The organism is Burkholderia sp. B21-005 (genome assembly GCF_020843965.1).
GTDB lineage: Bacteria > Pseudomonadota > Gammaproteobacteria > Burkholderiales > Burkholderiaceae > Burkholderia > Burkholderia ambifaria.
The window spans coordinates 95,966-112,957 of sequence record NZ_CP086302.1 but is presented as its reverse complement, the minus strand read 5'-3'; the positions used below and the strand labels follow the sequence as shown (position 1 = coordinate 112,957).

The window sequence follows — 16,992 nt, the reverse complement described above, 5'->3', positions numbered from 1 at the left end:
ATGTCCATGCCGAGTATCGTCGCCGGTCCCGCCCATCTCCCGCCGAGCCCCGTCGCCGCCGAAACGCGCATGGTGCACGACGTCGCCACGCTGCAGCCCGCCGACTATCGGTCGGCCGACGGTGCATCGTGGGTCATCGCCACCATCACGCCGGCCCCGGACAGCGGCGAAACCGTGACCGGCACCACCTACTTCGATACCGCGAAACAGCAGACCGTCGCGGTGCCCGATGCACGCCGGCGCTACGCGAACCGCGGCACCTGGCAGGTCGTCGCGAGTTCCAGCCCGTCGGTGCCCGCCACCGGCCGCTACGACTGGCTGACGCTCGCGTGGCTGCCGATCAACCGGCAGCCGCTGCCGCAAACGGCCGAGCACCTGTATTCGCCATTCATTCACGGCGGCACGATCGTCTACCGGTGGAATCCGGCCGCGTCAGGCGGCGAGCAGTTCGGCAACGTGCGGATGATTTTTCCGGAGTGGCGGCAGCAAGTGGCGGACGTGCTGCGGGCCGCGCCCGGCGACGACGCGCAAGCGGCGGCCGCGTCGTCTGCGTCGGCGCTCGATCGCGTGAAGCAGGACGGCAATCCGATGGCCGCCGTGCTCGACTTCGGCGCCGCGCTGCATGACGAACCGGCCGACCGGATCGCCGCGCGCCTGCCCGCATTACTGCGTATGAACGACCTGCGTGAAGTGTCGGCGATCGTGTTTCAGTGCATCGCCGCATCGCGTGAAGCGGACCGGCCGCGCTTCGTCGAAGCAATCAACCGCTCGATCTTCTCGATCGACGACAGCGCGCGCCTGCTCGCGATCGCCTACGGCGCGTTCGCGGCCGGCCGGGCAAAGCCGCATCCGTTCGGCGATGCCGCGCAGGCCGCGCGCATCAACGACGTGTTCACCGCGTTGAAGCAGCGCACGTCGGCGCTCGGCGTGCCGGTCGCGCAAGGTACGCCGTGGTACGAGTTCTTTACCGCGTATCGGCTGGGCGGTGCGGTATCCGGCCACGGACGGTAATCGCGCATCAATCGCCGGCGCCGCGATAGCAACGGCCAATCTCCGGCACTCGTCATCGCTCACCGCGCCGCGGATCATTCATCGGCACGTCGGTGCCCCGGTGAACAAATGCCGAACCGATTCTCGATCGTTCCCGTCAATTCGATGAATTGAATCGAATCGCCCCATGTTAGATTCAGTTCCGGCTACCAAGCCTGTTCAAATAACCCCAATCAAAAGACCAAATCATGAAATCTCTTTTCCGTCATGCCGCTCTGGCACTGGTGACCATCGGCTTCCTGTCGGGCTGCGCAAGCAGTGTGACACGCGATACGAGCAATTCGGCGGGGGCACCCGTGACCGCATCGACGACCCACTTCGGCACGAAACCCGTGATCGTGAAGGTCACGCTCGACGATACCGCGCGGGAAGAGTTGAAAGACAACCTGAAGTTCGACGCGAAGAAACTGCAGGAGAAAATCGAAAGCGCACTGGACGCACGCAAACTGCTCGCCAACGCAGATTCCACCGATGCGATGCACCTGAATGTCGAAGTCACCGGCATTCGCGTGCGATCGAGCTTTTCCGCGGTCATGTTCGGATTCATGGCGGGCAACGATCATGTCAACGGCACCGTGACGCTCGTCGATGCCGACAATCATCCGGTCGACCGCTTCAAGGTGTCGGCGTCGTACGCGCTCGGCGGCATCGCCGGCATCGACAGCATGCGCATGGACTGGCTGTACGAGAAATTCACCGAGCAGACGCTCGCAACGCTCGATCCGGCAACGGCTGCGAAGCAGGCTGACACGGCACCGGACACGTCGAAGAAGCTGTAAGGTCCGACGCCCGGCGGATCGCGCAATCACGGCCCGCCGGGCGGCAGTCGCCGTGCGCATCGTCGGGCGACGCTGCCGGTTCGTCGCCCGACGCACTTCATCGGGCATCACGAAAGAAATCGCCGCCCGGTGAGGAGTGCCCGTCCGAGGAATCCGGATCGTCGGAGGTGACACGCGCCGTCACGGCCGCCGCGGGAACCCCGCGCACGGTGTCGGGTCGAAACTCGACATGCCATTCGACCGTGCCGTTTTCACCGGTCGCCCCTCCATCCTCATCGTCTCGCTTCCATGCTGAGCATCGGTCCCTTCTCGATCCGCGTCGTCGCGGTAGCCGCCGCCGCGCTGATCGCATGGCTCGTCGCCCGTTTCATGCAGCGCCGCCCGCCGGACGGCCAGCACAAGAGCGCGGCGAGCCTGATCCTCGACACGCTGTTGCTTGGCCTGATCGCCGCGCGCGTCGGTTACGTCGGTCAATGGTGGTCCGAGTATTCAGCCGCCCCGCGCTCGATCGTCGCGCTCGGCGACGGCGGCTTCGACTGGCGCATCGGCGTCGCCGCTGCGCTCGTGTTCGCCGGCTGGCGACTGCGCCGCCTGCCCGCGCTGCGTCGCCCGGTGCTGGCCGGCATGCTGGCGGGGCTCGCCGCGTGGGGCATCGCGCAAGGCACGCTCGCGACGTTGCAGCACAATGCGCCGCAGCTTGCCGCGATGCGGCTCGAAGCGCTCGACGCGACGCCCGTCGCACCGCAGCGCTTTGCCGGCAAACCCGTCGTCGTCAATCTGTGGGCCACCTGGTGCCCGCCGTGCCAACGTGAAATGCCGATCCTCGCGCAGGCGCAGCAGGATCATCCGGACATCACGGTGCTGATGGTCAACCAGGGCGAAGACGCGCAGACCGTGCGCGCGTTCCTCGAACGGAAGGGGTTGCGGTTCGATCATGTGCTGCTCGATCGCACGCTGCATACGATGAAGGCCTACGGTTCGCGGGGGCTGCCGACGACGCTGTTCTTCGACGCGAACGGCAATCTCGTCGAATCGCACATGGGCGAGATCACCGCCGCGCGGCTGAAGGACACCGTGCGCGCGGGCTTGCACCCCTGACGGACGCGCTTGGCGCACAGGTTCGAACGCTATCGGCACGACGCGAATGACCTCCTCGTGCGACGTGCGGCCGACGTGCCGAAGCGTTCGACCGACACGGTTTCTGACACATCTTCAACGAAGTGACGATTCGGCCAGCCAGCGCTGGCTGACCCGAAATCATTGGGCGGCGGGCAAGCAAGGCATCGGCTGACGACCCGCGCCAATGAAAGCGCACCTAATCAGCATCTGACAGCGGCCAACCTCGGCTAGAGTGGTTGCACGTTTTCGCGTGGAATATCAGATCATTTCGTCATGCAAATCATATGACGGGATGATCGATATCCGCTGCGTAAACGGGCGCGGCCCGCAAGTGCACCAACACCTGCGGGCCACTGACCACAACCAACTCAAAGCAGGAGTTAGCCATGGCTGACGCGAATCATATCGCACGGGTTCGTTTCCGGATCGAGGTGACGCACAACCGGCAGGTGATCACGGGGGACGCGCAATGAATTACAGCGACTCACGCCGACACCCCGACACCGCGCCGTTCGATCTCGACTTCGACGATGCCGACACACTGTCGGCCAAGTCCGCGCTCGTGCTCAAGCTCAACGCGTTGATTGTGTCGCGCGGCCTGAGCGAGGCCGAGGCTGCGGCACTGGCCGAGATGGCGCGGCCAGTAGTCACTCGGGAGCAGCGCGAGAGAATCCGGAACGTTTCGCTGGATCTGCTGATGCACACGCTGGTGTCGTTTGGCCAGCATGTGGAGATCGTCGTGCGGCCTGCGGGGCAGTCGCGTTCGGCAGGTATCACGGTGTCGGTCTGACGACCTCCGCGTCCGCCTCACGGCAATCCGCACCACGCCTTTTCAGTACTCCGTGTCGAATGAAACGCTCGTATTAGAAGCGTAGACGACACCGATCTTCATCGGACGGGTCTTACATCGACCCCGCCCGCCCCTCGCCCCTACCCCGACGTTTCGTTGTTTCACCGCCTAGGCACGCGCAACGAAATAGTACTTGTCCTATCTGTTTTCTTCGGCGGACGACACGTTGTCTGATGGTTCCGAGATGGCCCCCCCCATAAACTCGGTTTCTTCCTTGCCAACTGTCATTTTTAAATATCGATGTCAGATCTGGTTCGCCCCGATACGCCAGCGATCAGTCCATGCCGCAACACCGGATTGACCGTGCATCAAGCCGAATGAACATAGTATGAAACGCAAGCAGGAAAAAGGTAGCGCAACAAGGGCTATATGCGCCGTCGATGTCCTCCTTATCATCGTCGTCGCGGGAATCACGCACCGAGGTTCGATGTGGAATCTCGCCGCACTCCGAACCGAATGGATCCTGATCTGCGTCAGCGCGCTGCTCGCGGCGTTCACGTTGCGGCTGGCCGACATCGGCCTCGACGGCCGGACGCGTCCGGCCACGCGTTACGCGCTGCGCACACTCGCGCTTTGGTTTGTCGTTCAAGGCTTCGTTCTACTGACGATGATCTCGCTGACGCCCGTCACGTTGACGTTGCTGGCGTGGCTTTTCTGCTGGACGCTCGGCGTCGCGATCGCACTTGCCGTGTTCCGCGTCGGGCTGAGCGTCGCACGCCACCGCAGCCTGCATGTGCCGTGCACGCCGTCCCGCGTCGCGATCGTCGGCGGCGGCGAATGGCTCGAGCGCCTCGCCGACTCGATCGACACGGCCGGCGCGTCGCGCTACCGGTTCGTCGGCGCGTATCGCACGACCGAGCACGCGGCCACGTTCGGCGAAGGCGCTTTCGTCGCCACCGATCTTGCATCGTTCGCCGCCCTTGCCCGCACCCAACGCGTGGACGAGATCTGGATCGCGCTGCCGCTTGACGACGACGCCACGATCACGCGCGTGATCGACGAATTCCGTCACGATTTCGTCGAACTGCGCCTGATGCCGGACGTCAGCAAGCATGCGCTGTTCGGCAGCCGTGTCGAGGACATACTCGGCGAACCGGCGATCTCGCTGGCCGCACCGCCGCTGTCGCGCGGTGCACGGTTCGCGAAGGCGATCTTCGACCGTGCGTTCGCGGCCGTCGTGCTGGTCGGGCTGATGCCGCTGCTGCTCGTCGTCGCCGCGGCCATCAAGCTGACGTCGCCGGGCCCCGTGCTGTTCACGCAGAAGCGGCGCGGCGCGGATGGCCAGACCTTCGACATCTACAAGTTCCGCACGATGCACGTGCATGTCGAACCAGCCGGCACGGTCGCGCAAGCCACGCGCAACGACCCGCGCGTGACGAAGGTCGGCGCGTTCCTGCGGCGCACGAGCCTCGACGAGCTGCCGCAGTTCGTCAACGTGCTGTTCGGCGATATGTCGGTGGTCGGCCCGCGCCCGCATGCGGTAGAGCACGACGCGCAGTACCGCACGCTCGTCGACGGCTACATCCACCGATACCGGATCAAGCCCGGCATCACCGGCTGGGCGCAAGTCAACGGGCTGCGCGGCGCGACCGAACAACTCGAAAGCATGCAGTCCCGCGTCGAGTACGACCTCTACTACCTGCGCAACTGGTCGTTCGCGCTCGATCTGCGAATCATCGGTGCGACGGTGTTGCACGGATTCGGTCATCAGAACGCGTACTGAGCGCCGCATGCAGATCGTCCACCCGCTTCACACGTCCGAATAGGCTCCACCTTGAAGTTATCTCTCTTCCGATCCTTCGGCGGTCGCCGCCATCGCACGTCCGCGAACGCTCCGTCGCCTGCGCGTGGCGCCGTGCGCGCGTGCGTCGGCGTGCTTTGCTGCGCGGTGTTGTCGGGCTGTGCGCTCGCGCCCGGGATGAAGATGCCTGCCACGACCAGCCTGCCTGGTTCGAACAGCAACGCGCCGGCACCTGCCGCGACGCCGCCGGTACCGATCGCCGAAATCGACGCGACGCTGATCCGCCAGTTGAAGGCCGACGCGCACGCGGCCGACGCGAACCAGTCCGATGCGCTGCTCGGCCGCCCCGCCGCCTATACGCTCGGCGCGGGCGACGTGCTGCAGGTGACCGTCTGGGACCACCCGGAGCTGACCATCGCGCAAGGGCCGTTGCAGCAGACCAATGTGCGGCCGTCCGATCCACCGCAAGGGTTCGTGATCGACGATGCGGGCAACGTGCAGGTGCCCTATGCCGGCAACGTGCCGGTCGCCGGCCTGACCGTCGACGGCGCACGCCGCGCGATCTCGGCCGCGCTCGCACGCTACTTCGTCGCGCCGAAGGTCACGGTGCGCGTCGCGTCGTTCCGCGCGAAGCACGTTCATGTCGACGGCGAGGTGCGCACGCCCGGCACGGTGCCGGTCAACGACGTGCCGATGACGCTGTACGAAGCGGTCGGCCGCGCGGGCGGCTTCCTGCCGGCGGCCGATCAGAGCCGCCTCGTGCTGGTGCGCGGCGGCGTCTCGTATCCGCTCGACCTGCCCGGCATGCTGGCGCGCGGCACGAATCCCGCCGGCCTGCTGCTGCGCGACGGCGATCTGTTGCGCGTGCTGCCGCGCGAGGAGAACGGCGTCTACGTGATGGGCGAAGTGACCCGCCCGGTTACCGCGCTGCCGTTGCGCACGGGCCGGCTGACGCTGAGCGACGCGCTGTCGCAGGCAGGCAGCTTCAACAGCGCGAGCGCCGATACCGCGCAACTCTATGTGATCCGCGGTGCGTCGGGCGATGCGCCGCGCGTGTTCCACCTCGACGCAAGCTCGCCCGTCGCGATGGTGCTCGCCAATCAGTTCGACCTTCAGCCGAAGGATGTCGTCTACGTGGACAGCAACAGCCTCGTCCGGTTCAGCCGCGTGCTGAATCTGTTGTTGCCGGCGATCAATGCCGGGTTGACGGGCGCGATCGTCACGAAATGACCGAAAGCCATCGATACGGCATTCACAAGAGAAAAGCCGGAGGAAAAATGATTCGAACCATTCTCGTCGTCTGCACCGGAAACATCTGCCGCAGCCCGATCGGCGAGGGGCTGCTGCGGTCGCGACTGCCGGGTATCGAAGTGGTCTCCGCCGGCACGTCGGCACTCGTCGGGGCCCCGGCGCACGCGCTCGCGTCATCCGTCTCGGCCGAAGCCGGGATCGACATTTCCGCGCATCGCGCGCAGCAGCTCACCGCGGCACTGGTTCGCCGTGCGGACATCGTCCTGACCATGGAAGCCGGCCAGCAGCGCGAGATCGTGGTGCGCCATCCCTTTTCGCTGGGGCGCGTGTTCCAGCTCGACGGACGAAACGGCATCGATGTGCCGGATCCGTACCTGAAGCCGATCGATGCGTTCAGGCATGCCTATTCCCTGATCGACCGAGGCGTGAACGCGTGGGTGCCGAAGATCCAGGCACTGAGATGAGCATCGAATGATGAACGGAATTTCCATGAACAAAGCACCCAACCCGTTACCCGAAGCAGACCTGGGCGACGAGCCGGAACTCGTGCGGTATGTCGATCTGCTGCTGACGAACCGTTGGCTGGTGGCCGGCATCGCGGCGGTCGTGTTTGCCGCGGGCGCGGCGTATGCGTTGCTGGCGCGCCCGATCTACGCGTCGAATCTGCTGATTCAGGTCGAAGACAGCACGGGGGCGGCCGACTCCCTGCTCGGGAGCGTGTCGTCGCTCTTCGACGGCAAGATCCAGGCGGCGGCCGAGATCGAGATCCTCCAGTCGAGAATGGTCGTCGGCCATGCCGTCAAGAACCTGCGCCTGTATATCGACGCGACGCCGAAGCGCTTCCCGCTGATCGGCACGGCGATCGCCGCGCGCGCACACGGCCTGTCCCGGCCCGGGTTGTTCGGGTTCGGCGGATACGGCTGGGGTACCGAGTCGATCGATATCGGCACGTTCGACGTTCCGAAAACCTTCGAGGGCGACCGGTTCGACCTGACGGCGCTGCCCGATGGCCGCTTCCGGCTGGAAAACAGCGATCTCGGCCAGCCGATCGAAGGCGCGCTCGGGCAGCTCGTCGAATCGACGCAGGCCGGCGGCACGTTCCGGATCCGTGTCGATGCACTCCATGCACGACCGGGCGCGGTGTTCCGGGTGGAACGTCATTCCGAACTGAAGACGCTGCAGCAGTTGCAGAAACACCTGACCGTGTCGGAGATTCGCAAGCAGAGCAACGTCATCAACGTGTCGCTGAAAGGCGAAGACCCCGACACGGTGGCGAACATCCTGAATACGATCGGCACGGCGTACGTCGCCCAGAACGTCAAGCGAAAATCGGCCGAGGCGGAGAAGTCCCTCGCGTTCCTCGAGAACGTCGCGCCGCAACTGAAACAGAACCTGGAACAGGCCGAAGCGAAATACAACGCGATGCGGCGCAAGCGCGGCACGTTCGACCTCGGCATCGAGGCGCAGGCCTACCTGCAGGACAGCATCGCAACCCAGGCGACGCTGCTGGCGTTGCAGCAAAAGCGCGCGGAGGCGTCGACCCGATTCGCGGCCGGCCATCCCGAGATGCAGGCGCTCGATCGTCAGATCGATGGCGCGAAGCAGAAGATCGACGGGCTGTCGGCGCGCCTGCGCGCGTTTCCCGATATCGAACAGGACGAACTCCGGCTTCGACGCGACGTCGAAGTCGGCAACGAAATGTACGTCGGCGTGCTGAACAATATCCAGCAGCTCAGGCTGGTGTCGGCCGGCAAGGTCGGCAACGTTCGCGAAGTGGACAACGCGCCCGTCCCGGAAGAGCCGGTCGAACCGCGCAAGGCGTTGATTCTCGCGCTCTCCGCCATTCTCGGCGTGATGCTGGGCGTCACGGCGGCCGTCGCGCGCGAAGCGCTGTTCGGCGGTGTGAAGGACGCGGGCGACATCGAGCGCCGCACCGGATTGAACGTCTACGGCACGATCCCCGATTCGCCGATGCAGCGGGCCGCCGCCGCAACGGCCGCGCGGCGCGGGTACATCCCGTCGCTGCTGGCCAACGAGGCCCCCTCCGACGCCGCCATCGAGAGCCTGAAAAGCCTGCGCACGGCCCTCGGCCTGACCCTGCTCGACGCGAACAACAACCGGGTACTGCTGACAGGGCCGAGCCCCGGTGTCGGCAAGTCCTTCGTGTCGGCCAACCTGGCGGCCGTGATGGCCGCCGCCGGCCATCGCGTGCTGCTGATCGACGCGGACATGCGGCGCGGTCATCTGCACGATTCGTTCGGCGTGCCGAGCGCACCCGGGCTATCGGACCTGCTGACGGGCCGCGTCTCGTGGCAGGACGCCACGCGGCGCGACGTCTCGAAGGGGTTGGACTTCATCCCGACGGGCGCCGCTTCGCAATCCACATCGGAGCTGCTGCTGGGTGAATCGACGACCCGGTTGCTCGACGAGATGAGCGCCGTCTACGACGTCGTGATCATCGACACGCCGCCGGTGCTCGCGGTGTCGGACGCCAGCATTCTGGCGCCGCACTGCGCAACGATCTTCCTCGTGACCCGAGCGAGACAAACGACGATCGACGAGATCGCCGAATCGGCGAAGCAGCTGAACAGGATTTCGTCGGGCTTGCTCGGCGTCCTCTTCAACGGCATCGATACCCGTGCCTTCGGCTATCGCACCCGATACGGCGCGTATCGATATGCGCCGTATGGTGCGACCGAAGCGAAGGACGCGCCGGCAACGCGCGAGCGGGAGACGACATGAAGATCGTGCACGTCGTGGAAACCTGGGTAGGCGGTATTGCCACCTACGTCGGCGCGTTGGCGCGCGAGCAGATCGCGATGGGCAATGAAGTCCTGCTGATTTGCGATCCCGACAAGATGACCGGCACGACCGGCGTCGAAGGGCTGACGCTGATCGGATACCGGTCGAGCCGGCATCCGGCGCGCATCGCCAGGGTCGCGCGCGAGATCCGCGCGTTGCTGAAGGCCATCGGCCCGGACGTGATCCATTGCCACAGCACGTTCCCCGGTGTGTACGTGCGCCTGCTCCGCCATCGACACGCGAAGGTCCTGTACACCCCGCACGCGTGGGCGTTTCTGAAGAAGGACGTCGGCCCCGTGACGCGGCTGGGCTATGCGCTGACCGAGCGCCTGCTGGCGACTCGTTGCGACCGGATCGTCTGCATGTCGCTGGACGAGTTGCGAGCGGCACGCAAGTACCGGCTGCCGATGTCGAAGGTCGACCTCGTCTACACGGGCATTGCCGGCGACGAGGCCAGGACCGCCCTTGATCGTCCGTCCGGCAGCTCGACGATACGCGTCGGCTATTTCGGCCGCCTCGATTACCAGAAGGGTTTCGACGTCGTACTCGACGCGGTGCCGGCGCTGAAGCCGGACATCGAGATCAACGTGTACGGCATGGCGGTACGCGGCGGCGTCACGGAGCGGGCCGGCGACGACCGGATCGTCTACCACGGCTGGCTCGATGCAGCCGCGACGAAGAACGCCATGCAGGCGATGGACGTCGTGATCGTGCCGTCCCGCTGGGAAGGGCTCGCACTCGTGCCGATCGAGGCGATGCGCGCCGGCAAGGTGCTCGTCGTCTCCGGCGAAAGCTCGCTGCCCGAGCAGGTGATCCATGGCTACAACGGGATCATCCTCACCGAGCTCACCGGGCAATGCCTCGCCGACAACCTGAACCGCCTGACGGTCGACAAATGCCGGCGCATGGGTGAGAACGCCCGGCACGTGTTCGACCAGACCTTCAGGCAGGAACATTTCCTGAAATCGCTGATGCGGATCTATGAACAAGCCTGACGTTTATCTGTTGCACGCATACAGCTCGCGAAACAGCGGCGATGGCCTGCTGGTCAAGTTGAGCCTGAAGGCGATCCGCGCCGCCGGCATCGACGGCGTCGTCACGATCGTCTGCCTCGATCCCGCATCGTTCCGCGGCTATCTCGACGACACGAACATCCGCCTCTGGTCGCTGGCCCGTTTCTGCATCGAATCGGTGCGCCGCTTCGGCCGCGCGAGGCCGGCGCTGTTCTTCGGCGTGGGCGGCGGTTACCTGCGCGCGTCCAGCGGCATGGAAGGCTGGAAATCGCTCGTCGCGCACGGCAGCCAGCTGGCCTGCGCGGCGTTGCGGCGCTCGAAGCGATCGATCTATCTGCCGCAGAGCATCGGTCCGCTGAAGTCGCTGCCGGGCACCCTGCTGGCGGCGTTGGTCCGGCGTTGCGTGGACGTCGTGTTCCTGCGCGACGGCCAGAGCGTCGATGAGCTTGCACACCCGCACGGCATTCGCACGGGGGACCTCGTCGTGCTCGAGATCGGCCGGACACCGCGCAGCCAGCCGGACGCGGAACGCACTGCCGAACATCCCCGCCCGATCCGGTTCGTGTTCCGAGACCTGAAGGGCAAGCCGTATCGCGACGACTACGTCACCCGTTTGCGTTGCGTCGCGAAGCTGCTGCCGGACGCGGGATTCGCGCTGCAAAGCAGCGGCCGCGGAAACGGCGACGACACGTTCTATCGCGACACGTTCGGCGTCGGGCAGGTCGACGATCTGGCGACGCTCGTCGCGCGCGAGCGCCCGGTGGTCGTCTCCGTCCGGCTGCACGGCAGCCTCGAAAGCGTGCTGGCCGGCGTGCCGAGCATTCATATCGCGTACGAGCGCAAAGGCCAGGCTGCATGCGACGACCTCGGCCTGTCGCGCTACGCGGTGCACGCCAGCGACTTCGACGCAGGCCGCGTCGCCGCGCTGGCTCGCGAGCTTGCGCACGACGACAGCACGTACTGGCAGGCGCTGCGCACGGCAGACGCGACGCGCTACAACGAGATGATCGAAAGGATTCGTCATGAAATCGAGCAGTTCAATCACCTTTGTGATGGACGGTAATTTTTCGCGCATCGGCGACGAAATCTACAGTCCTCATATGGGCCACGAGAAGTTCGCGAACCGGTTCGCGCCGCATTTCGACGCGGTGCGGATCGTCGCACGCGCGTTTCCGAAAGCCCGGCCGATCGGCTCCGTCGTCACCGGGCCGCGCACGTCGTTCGTCGACCTGGGCGCAATTCGCGGCCGCCGCTGGCTGACTGGCTTGCCGCGTACGGCGGTACGGCTGTTCCGCGTCATCCGGAGCGCGCAAACACTGATGATCCGCTTTCCGGGCAATGTGGCAACACTTGCACTCCTGCTGTGCTGGATCACGAGAAAGCCGTTCTCGGCCGAGATCGTTGCCGATCCGGAGGATTACTTCAGCAAGGGTGCGTCGACCCATCCGTTGCGCGGCGTCGCGAAATGGATCCACTGCAGCTCGACCGCGCTCGCCGCGCGGCGCGCGCAAAGCGTGCGATACGTGACGGAAACCTATTTGCAGGCGAAGTATCCGGCGCGCTCGCGCGCCGATTCGTTCGGCTTCAGCGACGCCTTCCTGCCGAACGGGCTCTTCGCGGCGCGTGACCCCGACGCGCTCGCGCGGTCCGGGTCATTGAGGCTGATCAACGTCTCGATGATGCACAACCGGAGCAAGGGACACGTGGCGCTGCTCGAAGCCGTGTCGCGCCTGAAGCGCAAGAACGTGGCCGTCGTCCTGACGCTCGTCGGCGACGGTGCGTTGCGCGGGGAACTGGAGGCGCTGACGCATACGCTGGGCATCGCCAACGTCGTCGCATTCCGCGGACAGGTATCGTCGGAGACGGCCTGCGCGACCGTCGCCGAACACGATCTGTTCGTGTTGCCTTCGCTTCAGGAAGGGATGCCGCGCGCGATGCTGGAAGCGATGGCAGTCGGCACGCCCGTGCTCGGAACCGGCGTGGGCGGCATACCGGAAGTGCTGCCTGCGAGCGACGTGATCCGGGCCGGCTCGGTCGACGCGATCGTGGGCGCGGTCGAGGCGGTCGCCCGCGACCGCGCCCAGCTCGTCGACATGCGCATCAGGCAGCAGGCGAAAGCCGCCGCGTTTTCCCATTCGGCGCTGCAGGCAAAGTACGACGCGTACTGCCGTTACCTGGTCGAGCGATGCGCCGCCTGAACGCCGACTTGATCCATGTCGTCGCCAGCACCGGATTGCCGGCCCTGGTGAATTTCGTCGTGGCGGCACTGGCGCTGCATCTCCTCGACCCCGTGCTCGTCGGTCGCTCGTATGCGTTGCTGGCCCTGTTTTATGTTGCCATCGACGCCTTCAACTTCGGGTCCGCGCGCATCTATACGATCGATCGCATCCGGGCGCGGTTTCCGAACCTGCTTCGGCTCGACTGCCTCAGCGCATTCGGCTCGACCGTGCTGTTCTGTCTGGCCTGCGCGCTGCTGGGCCGAACCGGCTCGATCGCGCTGCCGAACTGGAGCGCAATGCTCGTCCTCGCGCCCGTTTGTTACGGGCTGTCGCACTTTGCGCTCGGATTCTTCCGGGTGACCAGGCGCAATGGCGTCGTGCTGGTCATCTCGACGATCTCGGCGCTTTCGCGCCTGGCTGTCATCGCGGTGCTCGCCGAATACCACGGCTTGCGCGGCCATCTTCCCGATCTGCTGCTGCTGGTCGAGGCCGTGTATGGCGCGCTGCTGCTGGCTGCCTACCTGTGGGTGACGCGCCGCGGCACGACCGGCCCGGAACCGAGCCGATATCCGCGGACCGTGCGCGGCGGGCTGCGTTGGTATCGCGACTTTATCGCGCAGGCGCGCGGCGAAATGCTGAGCAGCTGGTATGCGAACGCGGTGCTGTCCGGTGCCAAGCACCTCGATGTGCTGATCGTGTCTGCCGTGGCTGGGCCGGCCGGCGCCGCGCTGTATCGCGTCGCCAAAGGCTTCAACAATCTGGCCTTCAATTTCGGACAATCGGTTTCGCTGGCGATCAGCGGAAACGGCGGGCAGGCGCTTCGATTGATCGGCGGGGCCGGGTTCGCGCGCAAGCTCGCGGCGAGCCTGTTGGCGGGGTTGGTCGTTCTGGCCGCCGCATCGTACGCGTTGCTGGAAATGCGGCTGTTTCCGGTGCATTCGCTCGGCAGCCGGGCCAGTCAGTTTGCGTTCGTGTTCGCCGTGCTGCTGGGCGCCTGCCTGGTGTTTCTCTGCAGGATCCTGTCGCTGTGGCTGTATGCGCGGAGCCGGCGCGCATTCGTGAAAATGGCGTCGTTCGAGGCTGTCCTCACGCTCGCGCTGGTCGCGGCACTCGGCTGGAAGTTCGGCGCCTATGGCGCGATTTGCGGCGTCGGCACGGCGGCGTTCGTCATCCTGTCGTCGTCGTGTGTCCTGTTGACGCGTCACGCCACGCCCGCCGCGCCGCGTCCGGCGACCGCCGGCCGGGAGCAGCCATGAAACGACGATCCTTCATCACGACGACGGTCGCGACCGCGCTGGCCCCGGGCGGGCTGCTTCGCGCGCGTACCCGCGAGACGAGCGACGCGCCGGGCACTCGCCAGGTTTTCGCACACTACATGGTGGCCTGGCCGAGAGGCGGAAAGACGGCCGGCCCCGACCAGTATGCGCAGGAAATGCGTGACGCGATGGCGGCCGGCATCGACGGTTTCGCACTGAATTGCGGCGGGTGGCACGCTTCCGAGCCGTACTACAAGCGGCGGGTCGAGACGATCTACGACGCGGCCGACCGGTTCGACGGGGCGTTCAAGTTGTTCGTGTCCGCCGACGGCAACGCACAGGACGAACTCGCAGACATCATCCGGACGGTTCGCGGACGCCGTGCGCAGTTGACGGTGGACGGACGATCGGTGCTGTCCGCGTACGCGCTGGGCGGGCGGCACGGCACCGGCGCACGATCGCTGATCGAGACCGCCAGACGCCTCGGTGCGTATTTTGTCCCGCATCTGTCTCCGAGCACCGGGGAGCGGGAAATCGACGCAAACGTGGCGGCCGAGATCGTCGGGAAAATCCGTTCCGCGGACGGCTATTTCTATTTCGGTGCGGCGGGCGCACCGTCGCTGCTGGCCCGCTCCACGCGCGCACTGGCTCCCGCGTTGCGCAACGCCGGCAAGGTCTTCATGGCGCCGGTGACGCCGTACTACCGCGGTTTGCCGCAAGGCACGAACTATCGCGCGTTCGAGACGCGCGGGTTCGCCGGCATGGCGGAGGAATGGCGCGCGGCGATCGAGTCCCGCGCGACCTGGGTGCAGATCGTGACCTGGAACGACTGGGCCGAATCGACGTATGTCGCGCCGACCGGGGGAGCCCTGCAGGCCAGCGTGTATGACGCACGCTTCGGCCCGATCCTGAGCCACGAAGGCTATCTGCGCGCGTCGCGTCATTACATCCGCTGGTTCAAGACGGGCAGCGAACCGCCGATCGTGCGCGATGAGCTGTTCTTTTTCTATCGTCCGCGTCCGGCCGGGCAACGCGAAGTTGCCGCCGACGGCCCTCCGGCGTCGACATACGGGTCGCCGCGCATGCCGCACGGGCCACTCGTCGATCGCATTTTCGTGTGTGTATTCCTGACCGGCCCCGCTTGGCTGACAATCGGCCAGGACGCACGCGAGGACCGCCGGCCGCTACCGGCCGGAATTTCGTTCGTCGATGTTCCGAGCACGTCCGGGCCGCCGACCTTCTCGATCGTTCGCGACGAGCGGGTCGTGCTCGAGTGTGCGGGCGAGCTGGCGGTGACAGAACCCGGCGGCAGCGGCCAGTACGGCTACTACAGCGGTTGGGCGCTCCAGGGACAATCTCGATGAATTCCTTGCATTCGAACCTCGAGGTGCGCCGGAAAGGCGACAACCGGCACATGGTGTGGACGACGTTCGCCGTCGGCGCGCTTGCCGCGATCGTCGCGACTCTGCTGATTACCGAGCGCATGCATGGCGTGCTGCTGCTACTGAACGTCGCGCTGTTGCTGGCGATCGCCGCCATTCGTCCGAGAACCCCGACCGTACGCTGGTTCCGGATCTTTCTGTTCTTCATTCTCGGCGTGTTCCCGCTGTGGCAACTGCTGGCGGTAGACGAGATCTATCTGCGACTGTTGCCGCAAGACGATCCGGCCGTCGCACTCTGGTATTTCTTGAGCCTCGCCGGCGTGCTGGTCGTCAAGCTGACGCTCGACGTCAACGCAAGCCGCCTCGGCAACGCCGAATTGCGGTTCGAACCCGGCATGCGCGTCAGCAGCCTCGCCTATCTGTTCGCGTTGCTGTCCCTCGGTGCGCTCGCGTTCATCTACGTCAAGCTGGGCGGTTACGCACGAATCGTCGAGCTGTACGACACGCGCGTCGAGCAAACCGGCACCGACAACGATCCGTTTCGCGGTTTGGGGGTCATTCAGGCACTGGCCAACACGTCGCCGCTGTGGATATTCGTCTGCCTCATGATGCGACGCCGCCGCAGCGTCGTGCTGACGGCCATGGCGTACGTTCAGCTCGGCGTGCTGGGCTGGCTGTCGTCCGGCATCGCGGGGAGTCGCCAGGGTGTCGTCTTCGTGCTGGTGTTCGCACTGTTCATCCATCACAGCTTCATCGCGCGAATCAGTCCGCGCACGATCGGGATCGCCGGTACCGGCGTGGCGCTGACCGGCCTGCTGCTGATGCCGCTGAAATTCGGCCTCGGCTACGACGACATCGCGAATCTGTCGCAGCGGTTTGCCGAGCAGCGCGATCTCGAGTTGAGCATGGGGCCGGTCAGCGTGTTCCTGTTTCGGGATCTGTCGCGCTTCGACGTGCAGGCACTGGCGATCGATACGGTCGCGCAACCGACCTATACGTACCCGATGGGGCGAAGCTTCGTCGGTGCGATCGCGTCGATCGTTCCGAGTGCGCTGTGGAATGATCGCCCCGACACGTTCGCGCTGGAAAAAACCGAGATCATGCGCGATTTCGAGCGCACCGCGCTCGACAAGACAACCCTGTTGTTCGGCATGCCGGGGGAATTCCTGGTGAACTTCGGCATCGCGGGATTCGTTTTGGCGTTTGCGATTCCCGCCATTCTGCTTGTCGTGCAAAACAACACGGGCATCCGCTCTCGCAGATGGCTGCCGCTGCGGGCCGTGATGTGGCCGCTGCCGTTCCTGTTCTTTCTGTTCGACTCGAACGTCATGGTGTACTACACGGTGCGATGGATCCTGCTGTTCGGCTTGCCGATGGCGTTCGTGCTCAGGCAACCGCGACGATCGCGCCGCGATGCGTATGACTCATGCACGCATGGCGTGCGGGTTCGGGAATAGTCTCCCCCGACCCGACGTCCGGCCTTGCCGAACCGCATGCTCCGCCGCGCTATGCCGGCGATACCGACGGCGT

14 protein-coding genes are annotated in these 16,992 nt (G+C 65.6%); all 14 read left to right on the top strand.

Annotated elements, in window-relative coordinates:
- The first annotated feature begins 6 nt into the window (after positions 1 to 6).
- The 14 genes from LMA02_RS16920 to LMA02_RS16855 all read left to right on the top strand — a co-directional run bounded on the left by LMA02_RS16920 (position 7) and on the right by LMA02_RS16855 (position 16,919).
- On the top strand, positions 7 to 1,011 hold the full coding sequence (locus tag LMA02_RS16920; RefSeq protein ID WP_228910040.1) for a hypothetical protein: 1,005 nt from the start codon (positions 7 to 9) through the stop codon (positions 1,009 to 1,011).
- Positions 1,012 to 1,238: 227 nt separating this feature from the next.
- Positions 1,239 to 1,829 carry a DUF4410 domain-containing protein gene (locus tag LMA02_RS16915; protein WP_006749355.1) on the top strand — a complete coding sequence of 197 codons (591 nt, stop codon included), beginning with the start codon at positions 1,239 to 1,241 and terminating at the stop codon, positions 1,827 to 1,829.
- 288 nt (positions 1,830 to 2,117) lie between these two features.
- Complete coding sequence (locus tag LMA02_RS16910; protein WP_228908826.1) at positions 2,118 to 2,927, top strand: TlpA family protein disulfide reductase; 810 nt, start codon at positions 2,118 to 2,120, stop codon at positions 2,925 to 2,927.
- A 490-nt stretch (positions 2,928 to 3,417) separates the two neighbouring features.
- Complete coding sequence (locus LMA02_RS16905; protein WP_228908825.1) at positions 3,418 to 3,738, top strand: XRE family transcriptional regulator; 321 nt, start codon at positions 3,418 to 3,420, stop codon at positions 3,736 to 3,738.
- A gap of 388 nt (positions 3,739 to 4,126) precedes the next feature.
- Positions 4,127 to 5,521: an undecaprenyl-phosphate glucose phosphotransferase gene (locus LMA02_RS16900; protein ID WP_228908824.1), complete on the top strand. Its 1,395-nt coding sequence runs from the start codon at positions 4,127 to 4,129 to the stop codon at positions 5,519 to 5,521.
- A 195-nt stretch (positions 5,522 to 5,716) separates the two neighbouring features.
- Positions 5,717 to 6,769 (top strand): polysaccharide biosynthesis/export family protein, encoded by a 1,053-nt coding sequence (locus tag LMA02_RS16895; protein WP_228908823.1) that lies wholly within the window; start codon positions 5,717 to 5,719, stop codon positions 6,767 to 6,769.
- Between the two features lie 47 nt (positions 6,770 to 6,816).
- On the top strand, positions 6,817 to 7,254 hold the full coding sequence (locus tag LMA02_RS16890; RefSeq protein ID WP_228910039.1) for a low molecular weight protein-tyrosine-phosphatase: 438 nt from the start codon (positions 6,817 to 6,819) through the stop codon (positions 7,252 to 7,254).
- A gap of 25 nt (positions 7,255 to 7,279) precedes the next feature.
- Positions 7,280 to 9,532, top strand: a complete 2,253-nt coding sequence (locus LMA02_RS16885; RefSeq protein WP_228908822.1) for a polysaccharide biosynthesis tyrosine autokinase — start codon at positions 7,280 to 7,282, stop codon at positions 9,530 to 9,532.
- Positions 9,529 to 10,587: a glycosyltransferase family 4 protein gene (locus LMA02_RS16880; RefSeq protein WP_228908821.1), complete on the top strand. Its 1,059-nt coding sequence runs from the start codon at positions 9,529 to 9,531 to the stop codon at positions 10,585 to 10,587. The genes LMA02_RS16885 and LMA02_RS16880 overlap by 4 nt, the downstream gene beginning before the upstream one ends.
- On the top strand, positions 10,574 to 11,668 hold the full coding sequence (locus tag LMA02_RS16875; RefSeq protein ID WP_228908820.1) for a polysaccharide pyruvyl transferase family protein: 1,095 nt from the start codon (positions 10,574 to 10,576) through the stop codon (positions 11,666 to 11,668). Before LMA02_RS16880 ends, LMA02_RS16875 begins: the two co-directional genes overlap by 14 nt.
- Positions 11,628 to 12,803: a glycosyltransferase family 4 protein gene (locus tag LMA02_RS16870; protein WP_228908819.1), complete on the top strand. Its 1,176-nt coding sequence runs from the start codon at positions 11,628 to 11,630 to the stop codon at positions 12,801 to 12,803. The genes LMA02_RS16875 and LMA02_RS16870 overlap by 41 nt, the downstream gene beginning before the upstream one ends.
- A complete protein-coding gene (locus tag LMA02_RS16865) occupies positions 12,791 to 14,080 on the top strand; it encodes a hypothetical protein (RefSeq protein WP_228908818.1) in 1,290 nt (429 codons plus the stop codon). The genes LMA02_RS16870 and LMA02_RS16865 overlap by 13 nt, the downstream gene beginning before the upstream one ends.
- Positions 14,077 to 15,444: a glycoside hydrolase family 71 protein gene (locus tag LMA02_RS16860; RefSeq protein ID WP_228908817.1), complete on the top strand. Its 1,368-nt coding sequence runs from the start codon at positions 14,077 to 14,079 to the stop codon at positions 15,442 to 15,444. The genes LMA02_RS16865 and LMA02_RS16860 overlap by 4 nt, the downstream gene beginning before the upstream one ends.
- Positions 15,441 to 16,919: a hypothetical protein gene (locus LMA02_RS16855; RefSeq protein WP_228908816.1), complete on the top strand. Its 1,479-nt coding sequence runs from the start codon at positions 15,441 to 15,443 to the stop codon at positions 16,917 to 16,919. The genes LMA02_RS16860 and LMA02_RS16855 overlap by 4 nt, the downstream gene beginning before the upstream one ends.
- Positions 16,920 to 16,992: the final 73 nt, after the last annotated feature.

Excerpts from the sequence above, each read along its gene's own strand:
- LMA02_RS16910 (WP_228908826.1), top strand. The coding sequence starts at position 2,118 with ATGCTGAGCATCGGTCCCTTCTCGATCCGCGTCGTCGCGGTAGCCGCC.
- LMA02_RS16915 (WP_006749355.1), top strand. The coding sequence starts at position 1,239 with ATGAAATCTCTTTTCCGTCATGCCGCTCTGGCACTGGTGACCATCGGC.
- LMA02_RS16920 (WP_228910040.1), top strand. The coding sequence starts at position 7 with ATGCCGAGTATCGTCGCCGGTCCCGCCCATCTCCCGCCGAGCCCCGTC.
- LMA02_RS16870 (WP_228908819.1), top strand. The coding sequence starts at position 11,628 with ATGAAATCGAGCAGTTCAATCACCTTTGTGATGGACGGTAATTTTTCG.
- LMA02_RS16875 (WP_228908820.1), top strand. The coding sequence starts at position 10,574 with ATGAACAAGCCTGACGTTTATCTGTTGCACGCATACAGCTCGCGAAAC.
- LMA02_RS16900 (WP_228908824.1), top strand. The coding sequence starts at position 4,127 with ATGAAACGCAAGCAGGAAAAAGGTAGCGCAACAAGGGCTATATGCGCC.
- LMA02_RS16905 (WP_228908825.1), top strand. The coding sequence starts at position 3,418 with ATGAATTACAGCGACTCACGCCGACACCCCGACACCGCGCCGTTCGAT.
- LMA02_RS16865 (WP_228908818.1), top strand. The coding sequence starts at position 12,791 with ATGCGCCGCCTGAACGCCGACTTGATCCATGTCGTCGCCAGCACCGGA.
- LMA02_RS16895 (WP_228908823.1), top strand. The coding sequence starts at position 5,717 with ATGAAGATGCCTGCCACGACCAGCCTGCCTGGTTCGAACAGCAACGCG.
- LMA02_RS16860 (WP_228908817.1), top strand. The coding sequence starts at position 14,077 with ATGAAACGACGATCCTTCATCACGACGACGGTCGCGACCGCGCTGGCC.
- LMA02_RS16855 (WP_228908816.1), top strand. The coding sequence starts at position 15,441 with ATGAATTCCTTGCATTCGAACCTCGAGGTGCGCCGGAAAGGCGACAAC.
- LMA02_RS16885 (WP_228908822.1), top strand. The coding sequence starts at position 7,280 with ATGAACAAAGCACCCAACCCGTTACCCGAAGCAGACCTGGGCGACGAG.
- LMA02_RS16880 (WP_228908821.1), top strand. The coding sequence starts at position 9,529 with ATGAAGATCGTGCACGTCGTGGAAACCTGGGTAGGCGGTATTGCCACC.
- LMA02_RS16890 (WP_228910039.1), top strand. The coding sequence starts at position 6,817 with ATGATTCGAACCATTCTCGTCGTCTGCACCGGAAACATCTGCCGCAGC.